Below are 20,547 nucleotides of genomic sequence, written 5' to 3'. Positions count from 1 at the left end.
GTTTTTAATTGATTAAACCGAAATTCCAAACTTTTCCAAAATCGCTAACCTTCATTTTTACGTCACGATTTTTATCTTGTAATTTTCGTCGCTGAAATTTCCGTTCTATTAATGGAATTCTCAGCTTTTCCAACAGGCAAATCCGACTTCATTTTAAGTCAAACTAATTCACAAGCTCTTACTCTTTCAAGTATTCAGAATAGCCGCGTTAATTTTTACTATTAGGAATAGATTGAATGAGCTCCGCGTCTTTAACGGTTAAAAAAAAGCTAGCTAACGGTTTTGTTATCTTCACGGCTATCTGGTCATCAGCCATTATGCCTGTTATCCCAAGTTATGCAAAAATGTTGGATAACAACGACCTACCATCATTGGCCAGTGAAAATAACGTCACAGAAGATAATACTGAACGTTTGGTCGCCGAATACAGTAAGACACTTGGTTCATTCCTATCCCAAAACAAAAACGAGCAAAACTTGTCGGATAAAGCGCAAAACTATGTTCGCAATAAAGTGGCGAGTGAAGCTACTAAAGAAATTGAAAATTGGTTATCCAAAGCGGGTAATGCCAGGCTCAATATTAATATAGATAAAAATTTCTCCATTAAGAATTCACAGCTAGACTGGCTGATCCCTTGGTATGACCATCCCAAAGCCCTGCTATTTACCCAGCACAGTATTCACCGTAGTGATGAGCGATTGCATACAAACAATGGGATCGGTCTACGCCACTTCGATGAAAAAAATACCATTGGAATTAACGCTTTTATCGACCACGACATCTCACACGCACACACTCGCGCGGGATTAGGCGTGGAATACTGGCAAGACTACCTAAAATTTAATGCCAATGGCTATTTGGGCTTAACCTCGTGGAAAAGCGCTCCAGAACTCAACCATGATTATAACGCGAAACCCGCTCATGGCTGGGATGTCCAAATCGAAAGCTGGCTTCCTGCTTATCCACAACTGGGCGGAAACCTAAAATATGAACAATATTATGGTGATAGTGTTGCTTTATTTGGAAAAAATCAACGCCAGAAAAACCCGAGCGCTGCGACTATCGGCGCTCACTGGACACCATTCCCATTATTCACATTGAATGCTAATCATAAATTTGGCAGTAAAAACCGATCCGAAACTCAAGCCAAACTTCAATTTACGTGGATTTTTGGTAAGAGCCTAGCCCATCATGTAGATCCAACCAAAGTAGCAGAAGCGCGTCGCCTCTCGGGGAATCGTTATGACTTTGTGGAGCGTAATAACAGCATTATTCTTGATTACCAAAAGAAAACGCTGCTGAGCCTGTCATTACCAACCAAAATTCAAGGTGAAACCGGGCAATCTATCCCATTGGTCAAATCCTTCACCAGCCAATATCCACTCAAACATATTGAATGGAACGCCCCTGAACTTCTGGCTTCGGGAGGTTCAATTAGCTCAACCGATCACACTGCAGTTCTGATCTTACCGTCCTATAAGACCGCCAAAACCACACAAGATGCCCAAAAAGCAAACCGCTATCGCTTGCGTGCAATAGCCTATGACGTAAACGGAAATGCCTCTCCAGTGGCTGAAACATTGGTTGAAGTGACCGATTCTGGCGTCCTCAGCATTAACCCTCGCGATATCACATTTTATGGAAAAGGGTTAGCCAATGGTAATGACATCAACGGTCTCACCGCCATTGTCAGAGATCCCCACGGTAATACCGCACCCAACGCAAAAGTCGTCTTTGTCTTACCCAACACACTCGCGCTAATTGCTCAAAAAGCCAATACAGCAGCCCATCCAGACATCCAACGCGACCTGCGTAAAAAAATGCAGGCGATGAAAGTGGCTAAACCAGTAGAATACACCACAACAACCAATGCGAAAGGCGAAGCGCAGGTGCAATTTACCTCACAAATTGCAGGCGCCTATGAAATCACTGTCTACACAGGCAATCATCCGCCAGTGAAAACCCAAGTCACTTTCATACCAGATGTAGCGGAGGCCTATGTCCATAATTTTACCGTCTCCCGTCCCGCGGTAATTGCAGATGGTATCTCGGCCCATTCAGTAAAAGCGCTGATTACAGATAAGAATAAAAATCCTATCCCCAACCACGAAGTCAATTTTTCTGCCACAAATGCAAAAATCGTCGATAAAGCCACAACAAACGAAAACGGCCTTGTGGAAGTCACATTAACCAGCGTAAAAGCGGGAGCCAGTGAAGTGACTCTCTCTATCAACGGTCACAGTGAAACAAAAGTTGTTGAATTTATAAGTGGCAAAGCGCATCAAATCGCCATTCTAGAAATACCTGAAGTGTACGCAGGCAGAGAAAGCCAAGTGGTCTTCCAGATACGTGATAATCAAGGCAATCCGATTATTGATGCCAATAATGACGCAACCATCACCATCGATCAAAAGGTGAGTTCAACACCAATTTGGGGCATTGATGTCGATAACGGTACCTATGCTGCGAAAGTTTATGGACTGCAATCCGGCGAGCACACTATCCAAGTCGCGATGGACAATATCGTCTCCCTTGAACGAAACTTCACGACACGCGAAGCGGGTACCATACAATCAAGTTCGACAGATGGCAGCGGTCCTGATGGTGCTTTAGGTGTTATTGCCAGCATTGACATAGACATCAATCCTAACCGTACGAACTTTAAATCTGGCGACAATCCACTCATTATCGTCACGTTAAAAGATAGCTTTGGTAACGCAATTGAGAATGTGGATTTCAACCATCTTCATCTTGGCAATATGAAAGGAAAAGATCTGGCTTGGCGCGATGAAGGGCACAGTGACTATGTGGTCAACCTCCCCTTAACCACCATTGGCGATCTTGATATCACCGCAAATATTAACGGTATATATAGCCCTAAAACCGTTTTGACTGTCTCTCACAATAGCGGTATTTCAAAAATTGACCACGTGGCGTTAAGCGCCATCAATCCGACATTAAATGCCGGCGATAAGCCAACACTAAAAGTGGAACTGGCCGACGGAAACGGTAATACCGTCACTGGCGTTCAACAACTTGATATTACTATCGATAATCAAACGCATACCCTGCCAGTGACACAAAATCTGGATGGCAGCTACACGGTCGAACTTCCCGCGCAGCATAGCGGCAGCAAAAATATTCAGGTGACTGCCAACGGTAAAGACTCCAACCAAGCGACCTTAACCGTCCAAGCACCAACGCCGATGCCAACGAATATCCATGGCAATGCGGGTGAGCAAGGGGTGCTGGCAACGGTCGAACTGACAACGAGCTCGCAGGCCGACCTTAAATCCGGTGACACACTGGCATTAACCGTCACTGCACAAGATACCTTTAAAAACCCATTAACTGGTCTGGTGTCGGCGATCGCACTCACCCACGCTCAAACGGGCACAGTGACATGGGTCGATAACCAAGACGGCACATATTCTGGAACATTAGCGTTCTCGAAACTGGGTATTGATACCCTGACAGCCTCCGTCAATACCGTGAGCAGCAAGGCGATCTCCGTTAACGTCGCGAACCTAACGGGTCACTCGGGCGTGCAAAACGTGGTGATCACCCCAATCAATACAACCCCGAATGCCGGCGATAAGCCAACACTAAAAGTGGAACTGACCGATGGCAACGGCAATACCATCACTGGCGTTCAACAACTTGATATTACTATCGATAATCAAACGCATACCCTGCCAGTGACACAAAATCCGAATGGCAGCTACACAGTCGAACTTCCCGCGCAGCATAGCGGCAGCAAAAATATTCAGGTCACCGTCAACGGTAAAGATTCCAACCAAGCGACCTTAACCGTCCAAGCACCAACGCCGATGCCAACGAAAATCCATGGCAATGTGGGTGAGCAAGGGGTGCTGGCAACGGTCGAACTGACAACGGGCTCGCTGGCCGACCTCAAATCCGGTGACACACTGGCATTAACCGTCACCGCAAAAGATACCTTTAAAAACCCATTAACCGGTCTGGCTTCGGCGGTCACATTGAGCCATAACCAAGCGGGCGCTGTAGCCTGGACTGATAACCAAGACGGGACTTATTCGGCGTCGCTTCCGCTAACCAAATTAGGCAGTGATACCCTGAATGCCGCCGTCAACACTATCACTAGCCAAGCTATTTCAATCACAGTAGCACCACAGCAGAACAGAGCATCAATCACCATCGTTGAGTTGCAAACTCAGCATCCTCAAGTATCTGCGGGGCAAAGCACAACGCTCACACTGATTTTACGTGATAAGTACAATAATGGCGTCGTGCAACTCTCTTCAAACGATATCAAGCTAGAAAATAACAAATTGGCGCTGTCGAATATTCAATGGCAAGAGCAAGGCAATGGCGTTTACACCACAGAGCTTCCATTCAATCAATTAGGTCGCCATAAGCTCATTAGCACGGTTAATTTTATTGATAGCCCTACCGTTGATGTTGATGTCACAGCATTAAAAGGGGCGATTCGTGTTCATCAAGTCCGCCTCAATGCTACCCCTAAACAATTTGTTGTGGGTGAACAAATCCAATTAACCCTCACCTTGCTCGACCAATTTGATAATGGGGTGTTAGACGTATTAGCCAGCGACATCAATATCAATGATGATAATACACGAAACTCACTGAATGGCTTGCAATGGCACCATCAACAAAATGGTGTTTACATCGCCGATACCATCATCACTAAAGGGGGTGTTCACTCATTAAAAGCCACCGTTAACCATAAACAACATAGTGTGCTGGTTCATGCCATTACCTCTGTTGGCCATAACCAAGTGAGTGATGCGCAGCTCACCACCAACACCGCAAGTCTTACTGCAGGTTCATCTGCCACACTGACCTTAGAGCTGAAAGACCAGCATGGTAATCCTGTCTCTCAAGTCGATAACGCCGATATTGCCTTAACTGATAATTCCGGCGCATCCATTCCAGCCACTTGGGTTGAAATGAGTAACTTGGGTGTTTATACCGCACAAGTTCAATTAAATACCGTCGGGGATCACGCACTCACCATGGCGGTCAATTCTATTTCTCGCCATATTGATTTTCACGTCACACCGCCTCATGGAGCATCCTCGGTGACGCAATTGGAGATCTCCCCAATAACGACTGTCGAAGCGGGGCAGGCCTCGTCTCTTATCGTTGCCATGAAAGATCGGTACGGAAATGTCGTGAATAATGTGCTTAATCGCGATATTGCCATTGAAATTGATGGTGTGGCTCACCCGATTCAATTAACTGAACTCGGTGATACTGGCCAATATGCAGGGCAACTTCCTGCCCAGTCAAAAGGTCTGCATACGGTTAAAATCACCGTAAATGGCCAAGTTGAAACCTCAAATTGGACTATTAATAATCCGATAGCAATTTCGCTGAGTTCCTTTGATAGAACGGGGCAACGAGGCGCATTAGAAAAAATGACGCTACACAGCAGTAAAAAATCAGTGAGATCAGGAGATAGTGTGACCTTAACACTGAATTTAATGGATAAATTTGACAACCCACTCACAGGGGCTGGCTCCCATTTAAGCTTATTAACGGACTTAAAAGAGCTTTCTAACTGGCTGGATAACCGTGATGGAAGCTATTCCATTGAATTACTGATGAACCGGTTAGGTTCACAAGCCGCGCAAGCGATTGTGAAAAATGTACTGAGTAATGACGTGGATCTTGATATTTCAGCTTTGAGTGGAGCTAGCAGCGTCAATACCGCCGCACTGACGATCAAAGATGCCGTCATCGAAGCTGGAGATACCACCGAGTTAACATTATCGCTAAAAGACTTGGTCGATAATGGCGTCATCAATATTCAAGATAACGATATTCACTTAGCACAGCAAAATGCCAAACTTGATAAAGCCTGGTCATCAGCCATCGATGGCCTCTATACCACGCAATTGCAAATTAATCAGGTTGGTGTTTACCCGCTACGCGCAACCGTCAACCAGCAAAATAGCCGCATTGAAACCATTGAGGTCACCGCACCCATGGGTCACACTAAGGTCGCTCACGCCCAATTAACCACGAATACCACCGCGTTAGAAGCTGGTGAGAGCATTGAACTAACCTTAGAACTCAAAGACCAATACGGTAACCTCGTTACAGGTGTCAATGGCGCCAACATTTCATTGAATGATAGCCATACCGCTGAAACCATTGATAACCGCAGGATAGCTTGGCGCATGGATACTGTCGGTATTTATAAAGCGTCCCTGCCGTTGTTACGCATAGGAAAACATACATTAAGAGCCGTGGTGAACCAGCAGCAGGCCCAAGCACCTGAAATGACTGTCAATGCCCTCAAAGGTGCGGCTAATGTCAGCCAAATCATCCTAACGTCGTCAAAAAATATAGTTTCTGCTGGAGAAACAACTGCACTGACCTTAAAAGTGCAAGATCGCTTTGGTAACGAAGTCGATAATATATCCGTCTCAGATATTGAACTAACGAATACTGATACACAAATCCCAACCCAAGCAACATGGGTAAAAGTACCAACAACATTAGGTACCTACGTCACGGATATACAGCTCAATAATGTGAAACCACACACCTTAGTCGCCAAGGTCAATGGACAAACTCAAACGGCACAAATTAACGTAACCCCGCTGAAAGGGTATTTCCATGTGGCCTCCGTTACACTGCAAGCTCCAGCAACATCTGAAGTGGCAGAACAAACCAAATTAGTTCTAGCTCTCGTGGATCAATTTGGGAATAACGTCATGGCAGTTGAAAATCAACATATTGAGTTAATGCTAGGTTCAACACGTCAAACTGTCACTTGGATTGAGAACCAAGATGGAACATATCAAACCAACCTCACATTAAACCAGGTTGGGGACTACACCATGACTGTCAACGTGAATACCATTATTGGAACGAAAAGCCTTCGTGTGAATTCACCAAGTGGTAAAGATAACGTCGCATCCATTCAACTTTCAGCCAGTGCAAACCAATTCTTACCTAATGAATCAACCACACTGACACTAATACTGAAAGACACCTATGGGAACGCCGTGAAAGACATTCGCAATACCGATATTTCATTGTCTGATAGCCATTCACCTGAAAACTTTGTCTCTCCAAATTGGGCTGAAGACGGTAGCCAAACGGGTGTATATACCGCGTTGGTTAACTTGAAAAAAGTTGCCGAGCATACACTAACAGCAAACGTGAATAGCATTGATAACGCTATAAAAGTTACCGTTCAACCCTTCACAGAGATACAGCACATTAATAGCGTTGAGTTATCTGTTGATAACAATGATATCTCGATGGATGAACAAGTGAATTTTACATTGGCGGCTAAAGATATTTATGGAAACAACGTCATCATAAACTCGGCGGATATCTCTATGCAGAATGCTAATGGTGCTTTGAGTCAACCGACATGGCAATTACAAGGTGCGCAACACAAAGGAGCGCTCACCTTATCTGCTAGCGGTAATTATGTCATTACAGCAAAAGTCGGCACAAAAACCAGCTCACCAATTAGCATCTCTGTACAAAGCGGTATCCCTGTTTTTGCCACAGGAAAGAGTGAATTCTCGGTTAACTCTGATCAAATCGATGAAGGCAGTAATGCCAACGTTGTTGTTAAATTAGTCTTAAAAGATGCTAATGGAAACCCAATTAAAGGGAAAAAACCGCAGGTTTCTGCGAGTGCGGGAACGGTTACAGCTGCCATGAATGAAACCCATGATGGTGTGTATGTCAGTAACTTTAATAATCCACAGGTGGGCAAATCAACCATTACCCTTGATAGCCAGTCCATTGATTATGCAGGATCAGTACCACCTATCACTGTGATTACCTATGGTCAAATTGAAGTAAAAACCATTGATAATCCTAAGAAATTCCCTATTAATGAAGGATTCCCTAATACTGGATTTGAAGGCGCTAGATTCCAAATCACCGTGCCTATTGGCCAGCAGGAGGATTACGACTGGAGTGTGGACATTGATTGGCTATCTATTGATGAAAAAGGTGTTGTCACTATGCACCGCCAACCAACAGCAATCGCACAAGGTAATGCAATGATCCCAATATTTAAAGGCGCTCCTAAAGCTCATACAGGATATAAACGTACTGTTGATTACCGTTTTACACTGAAAAAGTGGTATTCCCTTCAGGGTAAAATCAGTGCATACGGTTCAAAATCGATTTGCCAAGCTCCAAGTCGATTAATTAAATATAAGGATCTCCAAACTGTTGGTATGCACCAACGCCTAGTTGGAGAAGCCCTTATCCATGAATGGGGAAGCCAATATATTTCTGGTAAATTTGGCTTTGGGGAATTCCTCTGGTTGGCTGATAATCAAACCTCTACGCACAATAGCATCTACAACCCATTCGGTGGACTCATTGTTGATGTAGAGATTAAAAATCAAATACTTAATGCCGTCTGTGTTGAAGACCTTAACTAAGCAAGGAAAGTTTCTTTAAAGCGTTTATTTTCACCATTGATAACCCCACGCTTTAGCGTGGGGTTTTTATTTCATCACTCCTTCACCCCATCCCAATCCAACCCAAATTTGGCTAAATACTTTCGCAGCCTATCTGCATCATTCGGTTGCTTTTTCTGTTGGCGAGAAACCGCAAATAGTGTGCGTCCCGCTTCAGACAAGGAAGAAGATTTCCTGCACACATCCAGTACTGTGGCCAACTGCTGCTGCTCAAATAGGTCGATTTCCCCCACTTGTTCAGGAAGTTGTAGCTTAGATTTTGGCTGCCACTGCTGGCTTAAGCGCTGAATTTCTTCCTCTACCACTGACTGGGTGATACGCCCATGTTCCGCGAAGGTTGCCATACGGGAAATTGAAGCACCTAATTCACGGAAATTACCACGCCATGCGGCTTGAGGGGAGCAAGCAAACTGAACATAGTGTTGACGAGCTTCTCTATCAAAGCGGATTTGGCTCTGCTCCGCTTGGCAGAATTTTGCCAATTCATAATCGATATTCGGCTCAATATCTTCACGGCGATCCGCCAGCCCCGGCAACGCAAATGTCCACATATTAATACGGGCGAATAAATCTTCGCGGAATTTCCCCTCTTCCACCCACTCGGCAAGGTTGCGATGGGTTCCTGCAATCAACTGGAAATCGCTTTGAATTTCACTGTCTGACCCGAACGGAAAAAAGCTTTTTTCTTCAATGGCTTTCAATAGCATTGCTTGCTCATCAAGACCCAATTCGGCAATTTCATCCAAAAATAAAATGCCGCCGTCGGCCTCTTTTAGTAGCCCTTGGCGCGGATTAAGCGCTCCCGTAAATGCACCCTTCACATGCCCAAATAACGTAGACATTGCATTATCACCACGCAAAGTGGCGCAGTTGATCTCCACAAAACGCCCTTTAACTTGGTGGCGTCCTTGGCGCAATTGATAAATTCGCCGAGCGAGAAAAGATTTCCCTGCACCCGTAGGGCCATTGAGCAAAATCGGTGCTTTAGAACGCAGTGCCACGCGCTCAATCTGCTCAATCATGGTATTAAACGCCCGATTACGGGTGGCGATACCCGCCTTTAAGAACGCCAACTGAGTCTGTTGCTGGCTTTCAAAGCGGCTGGTGATCTGCGCATAACGGCTTAAATCGAGGTCAATTTCCGCATACATACCCACCGGATCGGTTTCCCGTTCCCCGCGAGTTGGTGAAGTTTGGATCAGTTTTGCGGGCAAATAGTGGGCTTCCGTCAGCAAGAACCAACAGATTTGTACCACGTGGGTGCCCGTGGTGATATGCACCAAATACTCTTCGTTTTCTGTATCGAAAGGGTAGTCCGCAGAAAAATCCAGCAGTGAAGTGTAGACCTCTTCAAAATCCCATGGATCCGCAATATCCACTTCACGCAGCACCACCTCCGTTTTCGGCGATACCTGCTCAATATCTTCTTTCACCCGGCACGCGAGCGAGTAGTCGTTCACCTGATGAATTAGCTCAAAACGGTGAATATCTAGATCTGCTTGCTGGCACAGTCCCACAGTAGGGCGCCATTTTTTCCAGCGATTGGCTTTTTTACCGCGTCTATCAAGCACAGTACCCAATACGCCAATAACCACTTTTCTTTTTTGATTCATATTTATAAATATTTATAAAAGGCGATATGAAAATATATAAAAAAGAATAAATCATTAAGCCACAAAATGGCATCAGAAAAACCATAAAAATAATTATCTTTTTAATATCAAGTAATTATAAATATTTTTAATTATCTTTCAAAAGTTGGCACGCATCTGGCAATAGTCTAATCGTCCACTACCGGAATTTGTCAGAACTTCAGTTCTACCGGTGCAGACATGGTGGCTAGCCCCACTTCATGGTCTGTATTCCGCCGTTGGTAAGACCTATCTGGTAATAGCATGCGCTATCGGGTTCGAGTCCCGACATTCAAAACCAAATGAATAAAACGTGGTTGCCGTTTCGCCACACAGTGTTATCCGAGTCATCGCACCGGGCATTGAGCAAAACAGTAGACAGCCGTATGGCGCTCGATTGTTTCCCTCCTCGCTTCGTCAATGATTTCGATAACACCTCAATAAATAAAAAGGAAAATAACAATGACAAAAATTAACGTGGCACAGGGATACATTGCACTGACTTCAAATAAAGGCGACTTCAAGCAACTGTTCACCGCTGGCGAATATCGCCTTAATGATTGGTTTAATAAACTGACCGTTTCACTGTTTGAACTGAATAATGACCCAATTGAAGAGAAACTTGCTGAGCATTTACGCCAGTTTCATCCTGATTGGGTTGAAGAATACTGCGTGAACATCACTCTCGCAGATGATGAAATGGGCTTTGTTTATTGGCATAACAGCCTGACGGAAATTTTAGCGCCCGCAACGCGCCGCCTGTACTGGAAAACTGGCAATACGTTACGCATCGAAACCCAATTAACTGACGATGTCGTTATCAACCCAACATTGCTGGCGCGTTTGGCGGGTAAAAAACGCATCAAAGGCACTGATCTGGCGTTAATCAGCCAAGTTCCTGCATGGCATGTCGGTATCTTTAAGTTGGATGGCGAGATCCAATCGATTTTACAACCTGGCACTTACGGTTACTGGAAAATTTGTCGTAAACCTGAAGTGGACGTGATTGATACGCGATTACAAGCATTGGAAGTCAGCGGTCAGGAGATTTTGACCAAAGATAAAGTCACTCTGCGTGTTAACTTATCGGCAAACTGGCGCTATGCCGACATTTTGTTGGCGTTATCCAAATTGAGCCAACCAGTGGATTATTTATATCGCGAGCTGCAATTTGCCCTACGTGAAATTATCGGCACACGTACCTTAGATGAACTGTTGGAAAACAAGCAGTTAATCGACCAGCTGATGATGGAGCATGTGGTACAAACCGCCCTCACCTTCGGTTTAGAAATCGATAGCATTGGCGTGAAAGACATTATTTTACCAGGAGACATGCGCACCATCTTGTCTCAGGTTGTAGAAGCCGAAAAATCGGCGCAAGCCAACGTGATCCGTCGCCGCGAAGAAACCGCTGCCACGCGCTCACTGTTAAATACTGCCAAAGTGATGGAAAACAATCCCGTTGCCTTGCGTTTAAAAGAGCTCGAAACCTTAGAAAGTATTGCACATCGAATCGACCAAATTTCCGTTTACGGTGGATTGGATCAAGTATTAAACGGATTGGTAAAAATTAAGGAATAACAATGAATAACAATAACTTTAACCAAATCATGCAACCCAATAGTGCGCCAGTAAAAATGTGGACTCACGGAGTTCCAGTTGATCCTGCGGCAGTGACCCAGTTGCAAAACACGGCAAAAATGCCGTTTATCTTTAAACACCTAGCAGTGATGCCAGATGTGCATGTCGGTAAAGGCTCCACCATTGGGAGCGTGATCCCAACTAAAGGAGCGATTATCCCTGCGGCGGTTGGTGTGGATATCGGGTGTGGGATGATTGCGGTGCGTACATCATTAACTGCATCGGATTTGCCAGATAGCCTGCAAAATATCCGTTTTGCCATTGAAGCGGCGGTACCTCACGGACGAACCACCCATCGACATGGTCGAGATAAAGGCGCTTGGCATCGCGCCCCTGATATTGTGGATACCCACTGGGCGCAACTGGATGAAGAGTTCAAACGCATCTGCGATAAATACCCAAAACTGCGTGGAACTAACCATTACAATCACTTAGGAACGTTGGGAACGGGAAACCACTTTATTGAGCTGTGTTTGGATGAGCAAGACCGCGTTTGGGTGATGCTACATAGCGGGTCTCGCGGTGTGGGAAATGCGATTGGTAACTTGTTTATTACCTTAGCGCAAAAAGATATGCAGCAGCATATCGCCAACTTACCAGACCGTGATTTGGCGTACTTCCAAGAAGGAAGCCAATATTTTAACGACTATATGGAAGCCGTAGGTTGGGCGCAGGATTTTGCTCGCCATAACCGTGAAGTGATGATGCACCGCGTACTGGAAGCGCTATCGAAAGAAATCACCAAACCGTTTATGACCCAGCAAGAAGCCGTAAACTGCCACCATAACTATGTGCAGAAAGAGCAACATTTTGGTGAAGAGATCCTAGTAACCCGAAAAGGGGCGGTATCTGCCCAAAAAGGGCAAATGGGGATTATTCCAGGTTCAATGGGAGCCAAAAGCTTTATTGTTCGCGGTCTAGGAAACGAAGAGAGTTTTTGTTCATGTAGCCACGGCGCAGGACGTGTAATGAGCCGAACAGAGGCTAAAAAACGTTTTTCAGTGAGCGACCAAAAGATAGCGACGGCGCATGTTGAATGTCGAAAAGATAGCGATGTGATTGATGAAATTCCAATGGCTTATAAAGACATTGATGCAGTTATGGCAGCCCAATCGTCGCTAGTAGAAATTGTGCATACGCTACGCCAAGTGGTATGTGTGAAGGGGTAATTTTCCCCAATTAGGAGTTCAAATGGAAAATAGCAGCATGGAAAAAATAAGTGATGGCGTATCCATGCTTATGCAAGAAAGGATACGTAAAACATTAAGCGAGATAGAACGCACTCATCAAGTCAAAATATTATTTGCCTGTGAATCCGGTAGTCGTGGTTGGGGATTTGCCTCGCAAGACAGCGATTATGATGTGCGCTTTATCTATGTGCATTCCCTCGATTGGTATCTCACACTAGATAGAAAGCGTGATGTGATAGAAAAGCCGATTGACGATGAACTGGATGTGTCGGGTTGGGAATTATCAAAAGCCTTAAAACTGATGCGTAATTCCAACCCCGCATTAATTGAATGGTTACAATCACCGATTGTTTACCATAAAGATGAGGGCTTCTTTGCTCAGTTAGAATCACTGGCTGAACAATTTTACTCGCCGTTAAAAGCGCGTTATCACTACCTTTCTATCAGTAAAAGAAACTTACACACTGATTTTAAGGTCGAAGAAGTGAGATTAAAAAAATACTTTTATATCTTACGATCCGTATTAGCCTTGCGATGGATAGAGAACCATAAAAATATGCCACCGATGGCTTTTAGTGATTTAGTCGCGGCATGTGTTAGCCAAAAGGATGTATTAGCAGAAATTAATACGCTGCTAGAGATAAAAAGTCGAGGCAAAGAAAGCCTTTATGGTACGCGCAGACCCGCTATTGATGCATTAATCCAGGAAACGATAGACAACATGGAACGCTATCAATTTCCAGAGCCGTCTTGTAGAGATAGTCGCCTGTTAGATACGTTCTTACAGAAAACCATCTTAGAATTTAGTGCTAAATAGCAGTTTTCGTTATCAAACAAAGGGCATCGATTTCGATGCCCTTTTCACTATTCCACACTATTTATCGCCAATTTTCACTTTTCACCACGGAATATTTCCCGGCACCCAACAAAGCAATCGCCAGCGCGCTCACAAAGAAATAAACGATACTCTCAATCGCCCATGCCCCTGTTTTATCCAGTAAAAACGTTTTATCTAATCCCACCATTAACCATGCAACAACCATCGTGAACGCCACTAACAACGCGGATGGTCGGGTTAAAATACCCAACACAATGAAAATAGGGGCAACCACTTCACCCAAAATTGTGCCGTAAGCAATAAATTCAGGTAAACCATAAGAGGCTAACAACCCTTTGATGCCACTCGCACCTGTTAGCAACTTGCTCATTCCATGAAATAGCATTAATCCACCCACCGCTAAGCGCAACAGAAGTTTTCCTGCGTCTTCATGTGACAAACAACGATTGAAAAGTCCGACCATTTTGCACCCCATCTCTCTACGTTATGTTACTTATCATTATGGTTCAAAAATCAGAAATGAGAATTGTTTTAATTTTCATTTTATTCATCTATATCAAGGTAATTTTAGTTATTTTTAATGCACTATTTCTTATTCAAAAATAGCGTTTATGCTCTCTTTTTTTGAACTAATTTTTTGAACCCCACAACTCAATGTGCAGTTAAATTGAAAAGTACCCCATCAAAAATTGACTACATAATTAACAAGACTAATCACTCAATAAATTTTTAATTAATTAAACAAAAATATAAGAAAAGCAAAATACTCTTTTTACTTGTTTAAATACTGAAGATAAATAAAAACAAAAAATGCCAGAATAAAAATAAAATAGGAAAAAACCAAGAAATAAAATCTTTCTTATATTATCTATACTTAACTAAGTAACATCACTCATTACAAGCAAAAAAATAGTACATAAGATAATTAAAAATAAAAAATGCAGATTTTTAATCTGAAAATTTAAAATCATTGGTTTTATAAACCTGAGAATTCCACTTTACATATCTTGAAGATCTTTAAACCTTGTCTAAGCTTAAAAAGCTAGTCAATTCTGGTTAGCGAAAAAAATCACTTATTTTAATTAATCGAGAACCTCGATGGGGTTAATTATGCCTAGACATATACTTTCTCTATCAATACTGTCCTTATCCGTGTTATCTGGCTCAGTAATTGCTGCCACAAATAGCCCTGGAGGTATTATTTCTTTCTCCGGTGCAATTAGTGATACTACCTGTACGATTAATGGTAATAACAGCGCTGATATGTCGATTGCTTTAGATCCGATTATATCTTCTGATGCAGGAACAACGGCAAGTACAGTTATTACAAAAAACCAAAAAGCCTTTGGGCTTACCTTTTCAAACTGTGCAATTGTTGGTGGAGGTACACCAGCAGGAACATTAAAACTTCACTTCTCTTCAAGTAATATTTCGCCTTCAGGCCTGTATTTAATGAATACAACAGTGAACGAAAATGACCCGACCGTTGCTCGCAACGTAGGTTTCAGCTTATCACAAACTGGATCACCAACTGTTGCTATTCCATTAAATACGACCTTTGATACTCAGCTAACTGCAGCCAATACCACTTCAGCTGCGGGTGCAACATTGAACTTAATTGCGAGTTACTACAAAACAAATGCGACTGCCGCATCTGTCGGTGCGCTGCAATCAAACGTTATTTATACCGTTTCATATCTATAACAATAAACTCAAGCTAGGTTCCTCTGAGCCTAGCTTTTAGTGAGAATTTATTATGAAAATAAAATTATTATTCTTACTTCTTTTATTATTTTCTAAAGAAACATTTTCAAACGTTATTATTACAGGAACAAGGATTATATATCCAGAAGCTGCACAAAGCATGTCCATTCAATTAACTAATAACAGTAAAACACCATCATTAGTTCAATCTTGGATTGATGATGGCAATATAAACTCAACGCCTGAAAATTCAGACGCACCTTTTTATCTTTATCCTCCCATTATCAAAATAGAGGGTTTACAAGGGCAACAATTAAAAATCAAAAAAACAGATAAAAAACTTCCAGATAATGTTGAAAGTGTTTTTTATTTAAATGTCCTAGATATTCCTAAAGCACCTGATTCAATGAAAGGTAAAAATGGAATTCAATTAGCGGCACGTTCAAGAATAAAATTATTTTATCGACCTACGGGATTAACTGAATCACCTGAAAATATCACGGACAATATTAGTTACCAGCTAAATAATAACGGTATTGTCGTGAATAATAACTCCCAATACCACTTTACAATCGCTGCTATTACAACGCCTGAAGATAAAAAAACAGCGCTTGTTGATTCCGAGATGGTTCCACCACACACATCCAAAACGCTGCCGTTAAAAAAGCAGTTAAAAGGTAGCAATCTTATTCTGACTTATGTTGATGATTATGGTGTTTTCAAATCTAAAAACCTTCAGCTTTAACAGAAGAAACCATCATGAAAAAAGAAAATTATCTCTACATCCTTATTTTAATAGGGCTACAGACTTATCTAAAAAATGCATTTGCAGATGAATTTGATACCTCCCTTTTGGTGGGTGAATCTGCAAAAGGAGATATTTCTCGTTTCTATTCTGATGGACAAATTCCAGCTGGCAAACAGCTTGCGGACATCTATGTTAATCAGGTTTGGAAAGGACAGTTTGACATCAATGTTGAAGATAATGGTAAGCAAATCAGCATTGCGCAAAGTGATGTCCCTAAGCTCGGCTTAAAAACCACACCTAACCAAACAGATCAGACTGAAGATAACGCATATGTTCAACTCAGCTCACTGGCACCCAACCTACATTACCAATTTAAAATCAGTGATTTGCGACTAAACATTACTGTTCCACAAGTGTCGATTAAACAATCTGAATCTGGTTATGTCGATCCCAGCTTGTGGCAACATGGCGTGCCAGCCATTATTTTTGCTTATAATACAAACTATTACAGTTATAAAGAGAAGAAACACGAGAAGAGAAATAATGAGAATTTCTATGCTACCCTCAACTCGGGTGTCAATTTAGGTGCATGGCAATTTCGTGATGAATCAAGCTATCGCTATTCATCCCATGGCTCGCAAAAATGGCGCAATAACACCCGCTATGTATACCGCCCAATCAGCCAGATTAATTCAGGGCTGAAGGCTGGCGATTTTTATACACCAACGGCGCTATTTAATAGCATCCGTATGCGAGGAATAATGCTCGCAACGGAAGTGGGGATGTTGCCGAACTCAAGCCAAAACTTTGTGCCGATTATTCGAGGCGTCGCACAAACCAACGCCTTAGTCACCGTTTATCAAAATGGGTACTTGGTCTATCAAGAAAACGTGCCGCCAGGTGAATTCGCATTTAACGATATTCAGCCTAGCGCGGGAAGCGGTGATTTATTGGTGGTAATACAAGAAGCGGATGGCCGAAAAGAATCATTCTCTGTTCCCTACTCCGCCGTACCCGATATGCTTAAAGAGGGTGTTTCCAACTATAACGTTCTTGCTGGGCAAGCCAAAATCGACAATACCTCATACCAACCTAAATTTATTCAGGGCGAATATCATTACGGCTTGAATAACTTAGTGACGCTCTATTCCGGCGCTCTGCTCAGTGAGAAATATTACTCCGCCGTTATTGGGAGTGGTTGGAACTTTCGCTTTGGTGCTATCTCCGCAGACATCACTCATGCCAAAACTAAATTAGATAGCGGAGATAAGAGTGGCCAAAGCTATCGTTTAACCTACAGTAAATTTATTGACGCCACCTCGACCAGTTTAACTCTCGCCACATACCGCTATTCCACTAGCGGCTACTATAGCTTTGTCGATTCAATTTATTCTCATGATAACTATAAAGCCTGGCAGCGATATCAAGACGAAAATGCCAACCAAATTGGCAATAATAATAACAATTCCGATCTCTCGCTAAGTAATTTCGATGCCTTACGAGGCTCACGGGCGAAAAATACCTTCACCGTTAACTTGAATCAGCAACTTGGCGACAATTATGGCTCTGTTTTTGTTTCTGGAACCCATCGTGATTACTGGAATACTCACGGCAGTAGCCGAGAATATCAAGTTGGTTATGCCAACAACTATAACGACATTTCCTACAGCGTGTCCGTATCACGGATGCGTAATTACGATAACAAAGAAGAAACCCGCGTTTATATGAATGTTAGCGTTCCTATTAGCCTATTCGAAAAACGCGCTAACGTGAGCTTAGGCAGCTATTTTACTGACTCTCACTATGAACAAACGGCCTTGAGTGTCAGTGGTATCGCGGGGAAAGATAACCAAGTTAATTACACCGTGACAGGCACGAATCAGTCTGGGGGTAACAATGTCCTCGGTGGAAATATTACCTATAAGCACCCTTACACCACATTATCCGGTTCATATACCGAAGCGAATGATTATCGTCAGGCCGGATTAGGCGCTCGAGGTACCTTGGTCGCTATTCCTAACCATATCGCCTTATCAGATGATACCGGAGATACTTACACCATCATTGATGCCCCAATGGCCAATAATATGATGGTCAATGACGATAAAACCACGCTAACCAATCAGCGCGGTGTGGTGCTAGTGACCAACAGCACCCCTTATCGCGCTAATTCATATACCCTTTCTGATACCGAAAATACGGCAGGCGCTGAAGTGCTCGGAAATATGGCAAACATCAGCCCGTACCAAGGCGCAGTTAACTACATCAAGTTAGAAACTGACACTCGACAAACCTTTATTTTACGCGGTGAGTTAGCCAATGGCCACAGCCTGCCATTCGGTACTGAAGTCGTCGATCCACAGCAGCAAAATATTGGCTATGTAGGGCAATCTGGCGTGCTGTACCTTAAGAGTGAACAGCTACCTTCAGCCTTACATATCAAGCTGAAAGGGGAAAAAGAGTGCGTGATCCATCAACCAGTTAACACGATGGATAAAGGTAAAAACCGCTGTCAATAAAGGAAAATCCAATGAAAAAAACCACATTGGCACTATTATTTTCAAGTTTACTTGCCGTCAGCCAGTATGCCTCTGCTAACTGTCGACAAGCGTCAACCGTCACGGCATCCCCTATTACTTTTGATTTATCAAACGATTTAACCAGCTCATCGACTGTCGTAACCAAAGACTCTCGAACCATATTTTCCGGTACATTTACTTGTACCAATAATGGATTACTCCCTAATGTCGTAGGTATTGCCTCACCATTTCAAGGTCGAAAAGCGACCGTGGGATTCAATGGAGGTAAGCAATTAGTAGAAGTCACCGTCACCCAATTAGAAAAAAACAATGTGTCAAACTTGTCCCCTGGTTCCCATAACGCCAATGAACTCAATGTAAATTTCACCATGCAATTTACACTGGTGACCGTCAAACCGAGCTCGAACTATATTGAAATTGCAGGAAGCACAGCAACGATTAACCCCGTTGTTTTTGCTTCGGATGCATCCACTTTAGGTCTTGTACAATGGCTTATTGATGTGGTGGCTAGACTCTTAGCATTTTTACTGGGATTTGTATGGACAACTCAGCCCGATGATATCTATTTACAACCCGTTCAAGTGACTTATAGCCCTATTACCACCACCTGTAACTTTGCAAACCAAGGTTTAGTAGTGACCCTGCCCCCCGTCAGCATCAGTACCGTCAAATCAGCAACACGTGCAGGCTATACTCCCTTTAATCTCAACTTCACTTGCAGTGATTTTCTTGCAGGAGGCAACGCATCAAGAGATATCAATATCTTTTTATCCAGCAGCAGCTTACTCGCGACAGATAAAACCACCATGAATAATACTGCCAGCCAAGGCGCCGCAGGTGTAGGTTTTCGCTTGGTCACTGCAAGTAACCCCACCAGCCCAATTACCCTCTCCGATAGCGTGGCTGCACAAAATACCGCAACCTCTATTTTCACGGTAACAAAAGGGAGCCCAATATCCCCATCATTTACCCTCAATATGGGGGCTTACTATTACCCTTATACCCCTGCCATCGTGACGCAAGGCCCTGTATCCAGCACCGCAACTGTTGTCATGTCTTATAATTAGAAGGATGAAAAAATGCGGTATATTCAAGGGATTATTTACAGTTTTATGTTGCTCCTTCTCAGCTCACAGACGCACGCGAGCTTAATACTCAAAAAAACGCGTCTGATTTACTTAAGCGACCAAAAATCTGCCAATATTCAAACCATTAATGACAGTGAACAAGCAAGCTTAGTCCAGAGTTGGGTTGATGAGGGCAATGTCCATTCCACCCCTGAAACAACAGAGGCGCCGTTTATTGTGACGCCGCCTGTGACCAAAATCGCCGCTCATGATGGCGCGCAATTACGGATTCGATTTATTGGAGGGGATTTACCGCAAGATAGAGAATCTGTTTTTTACCTGAATGTACTTGATATCTCGCCAAAACCTCAAAATAAAGAAGGGATGAATATTATTCAGTTAGCGCTACAAATTCGTATCAAAGTTTTTTATCGACCCGCAGCGCTTGCCAGTGGCGTAGAATCATTTATCAATAACGTGAGTGCTTTTCATTCAGAGAATCAGCTTTCGATTAAAAACCCTACCCCTTATTTTTTGAATATTTCACAGCTCTATTATGAAAATAGCCAAAATACCCCCATCGCGAAGAGCGTTATGATCCCACCGTATTCAACCGAAAAGCTAGAAGGGAGTCATCGGCAAAATGGTAAACTTATTGCGGTGTATATCAATGATCAAGGTAGCTTAGTCACCCATGCTTTAAGCGTAAATTAGATAACC

11 protein-coding genes are annotated in these 20,547 nt (G+C 43.1%); 9 read left to right on the top strand and 2 right to left on the bottom strand.

All coding sequences use genetic code 11. The features are described from left to right. Positions 1-236: 236 nt before the first annotated feature. Positions 237-8,429, top strand: a complete 8,193-nt coding sequence (locus H0913_RS02615; RefSeq protein ID WP_181477947.1) for an invasin domain 3-containing protein — start codon at positions 237-239, stop codon at positions 8,427-8,429. 74 nt (positions 8,430-8,503) lie between these two features. Here H0913_RS02615 and rtcR read toward each other — a convergent pair whose 3' ends face one another. Next, positions 8,504-10,081: an RNA repair transcriptional activator RtcR gene (rtcR, locus tag H0913_RS02610; protein ID WP_181477946.1), complete on the bottom strand. Its 1,578-nt coding sequence runs from the start codon at positions 10,079-10,081 to the stop codon at positions 8,504-8,506. A gap of 480 nt (positions 10,082-10,561) precedes the next feature. On the opposite strand from rtcR, the gene H0913_RS02605 reads away from it, so the two are divergent. The 3 genes from H0913_RS02605 to H0913_RS02595 are packed head-to-tail and all read left to right on the top strand — an operon-like array spanning position 10,562 to position 13,747. After that, positions 10,562-11,680, top strand: a complete 1,119-nt coding sequence (locus tag H0913_RS02605; protein WP_181477945.1) for a slipin family protein — start codon at positions 10,562-10,564, stop codon at positions 11,678-11,680. Positions 11,681-11,682: 2 nt separating this feature from the next. Then, complete coding sequence (locus tag H0913_RS02600) at positions 11,683-12,909, top strand: RtcB family protein (protein WP_006663311.1); 1,227 nt, start codon at positions 11,683-11,685, stop codon at positions 12,907-12,909. A 22-nt stretch (positions 12,910-12,931) separates the two neighbouring features. Continuing rightward, positions 12,932-13,747, top strand: a complete 816-nt coding sequence (locus H0913_RS02595) for a DNA polymerase beta superfamily protein (RefSeq protein WP_420720236.1) — start codon at positions 12,932-12,934, stop codon at positions 13,745-13,747. A 61-nt stretch (positions 13,748-13,808) separates the two neighbouring features. On the opposite strand, the gene H0913_RS02590 is transcribed toward H0913_RS02595, so the two are convergent. Beyond that, positions 13,809-14,231, bottom strand: a complete 423-nt coding sequence (locus H0913_RS02590) for a DoxX family protein (RefSeq protein WP_006663313.1) — start codon at positions 14,229-14,231, stop codon at positions 13,809-13,811. Between the two features lie 647 nt (positions 14,232-14,878). Here H0913_RS02590 and H0913_RS02585 point away from each other — a divergent pair. From H0913_RS02585 to H0913_RS02565, 5 genes are read left to right on the top strand one after another with little or no spacing between them, the layout of a single operon-like run. Further along, complete coding sequence (locus H0913_RS02585) at positions 14,879-15,472, top strand: fimbrial protein (protein WP_154602067.1); 594 nt, start codon at positions 14,879-14,881, stop codon at positions 15,470-15,472. Positions 15,473-15,524: 52 nt separating this feature from the next. Continuing rightward, positions 15,525-16,217: a molecular chaperone gene (locus H0913_RS02580; RefSeq protein ID WP_154602066.1), complete on the top strand. Its 693-nt coding sequence runs from the start codon at positions 15,525-15,527 to the stop codon at positions 16,215-16,217. A 14-nt stretch (positions 16,218-16,231) separates the two neighbouring features. After that, a complete protein-coding gene (locus tag H0913_RS02575) occupies positions 16,232-18,739 on the top strand; it encodes a fimbria/pilus outer membrane usher protein (RefSeq protein ID WP_181477943.1) in 2,508 nt (835 codons plus the stop codon). Between the two features lie 11 nt (positions 18,740-18,750). Continuing rightward, positions 18,751-19,827 (top strand): fimbrial protein, encoded by a 1,077-nt coding sequence (locus tag H0913_RS02570; RefSeq protein WP_154638696.1) that lies wholly within the window; start codon positions 18,751-18,753, stop codon positions 19,825-19,827. A gap of 12 nt (positions 19,828-19,839) precedes the next feature. Next, positions 19,840-20,541 (top strand): molecular chaperone, encoded by a 702-nt coding sequence (locus tag H0913_RS02565; protein ID WP_181477942.1) that lies wholly within the window; start codon positions 19,840-19,842, stop codon positions 20,539-20,541. Positions 20,542-20,547 lie beyond the last annotated feature (6 nt).

Origin of the sequence: Providencia rettgeri, from assembly GCF_013702265.1 — a bacterium.
GTDB lineage: Bacteria > Pseudomonadota > Gammaproteobacteria > Enterobacterales > Enterobacteriaceae > Providencia > Providencia zhijiangensis.
Note: the sequence above shows the minus strand (reverse complement) of the source record. Positions and strands in the feature narration are given on the sequence as shown.

Coding starts and splice junctions, on each gene's coding strand:
- H0913_RS02615 (WP_181477947.1), top strand. CDS start 237: ATGAGCTCCGCGTCTTTAACGGTTAAAAAAAAGCTAGCTAACGGTTTT.
- rtcR (WP_181477946.1), bottom strand. CDS start 10,081: ATGAATCAAAAAAGAAAAGTGGTTATTGGCGTATTGGGTACTGTGCTT.
- H0913_RS02605 (WP_181477945.1), top strand. CDS start 10,562: ATGACAAAAATTAACGTGGCACAGGGATACATTGCACTGACTTCAAAT.
- H0913_RS02600 (WP_006663311.1), top strand. CDS start 11,683: ATGAATAACAATAACTTTAACCAAATCATGCAACCCAATAGTGCGCCA.
- H0913_RS02595 (WP_420720236.1), top strand. CDS start 12,932: ATGGAAAATAGCAGCATGGAAAAAATAAGTGATGGCGTATCCATGCTT.
- H0913_RS02590 (WP_006663313.1), bottom strand. CDS start 14,231: ATGGTCGGACTTTTCAATCGTTGTTTGTCACATGAAGACGCAGGAAAA.
- H0913_RS02585 (WP_154602067.1), top strand. CDS start 14,879: ATGCCTAGACATATACTTTCTCTATCAATACTGTCCTTATCCGTGTTA.
- H0913_RS02580 (WP_154602066.1), top strand. CDS start 15,525: ATGAAAATAAAATTATTATTCTTACTTCTTTTATTATTTTCTAAAGAA.
- H0913_RS02575 (WP_181477943.1), top strand. CDS start 16,232: ATGAAAAAAGAAAATTATCTCTACATCCTTATTTTAATAGGGCTACAG.
- H0913_RS02570 (WP_154638696.1), top strand. CDS start 18,751: ATGAAAAAAACCACATTGGCACTATTATTTTCAAGTTTACTTGCCGTC.
- H0913_RS02565 (WP_181477942.1), top strand. CDS start 19,840: ATGCGGTATATTCAAGGGATTATTTACAGTTTTATGTTGCTCCTTCTC.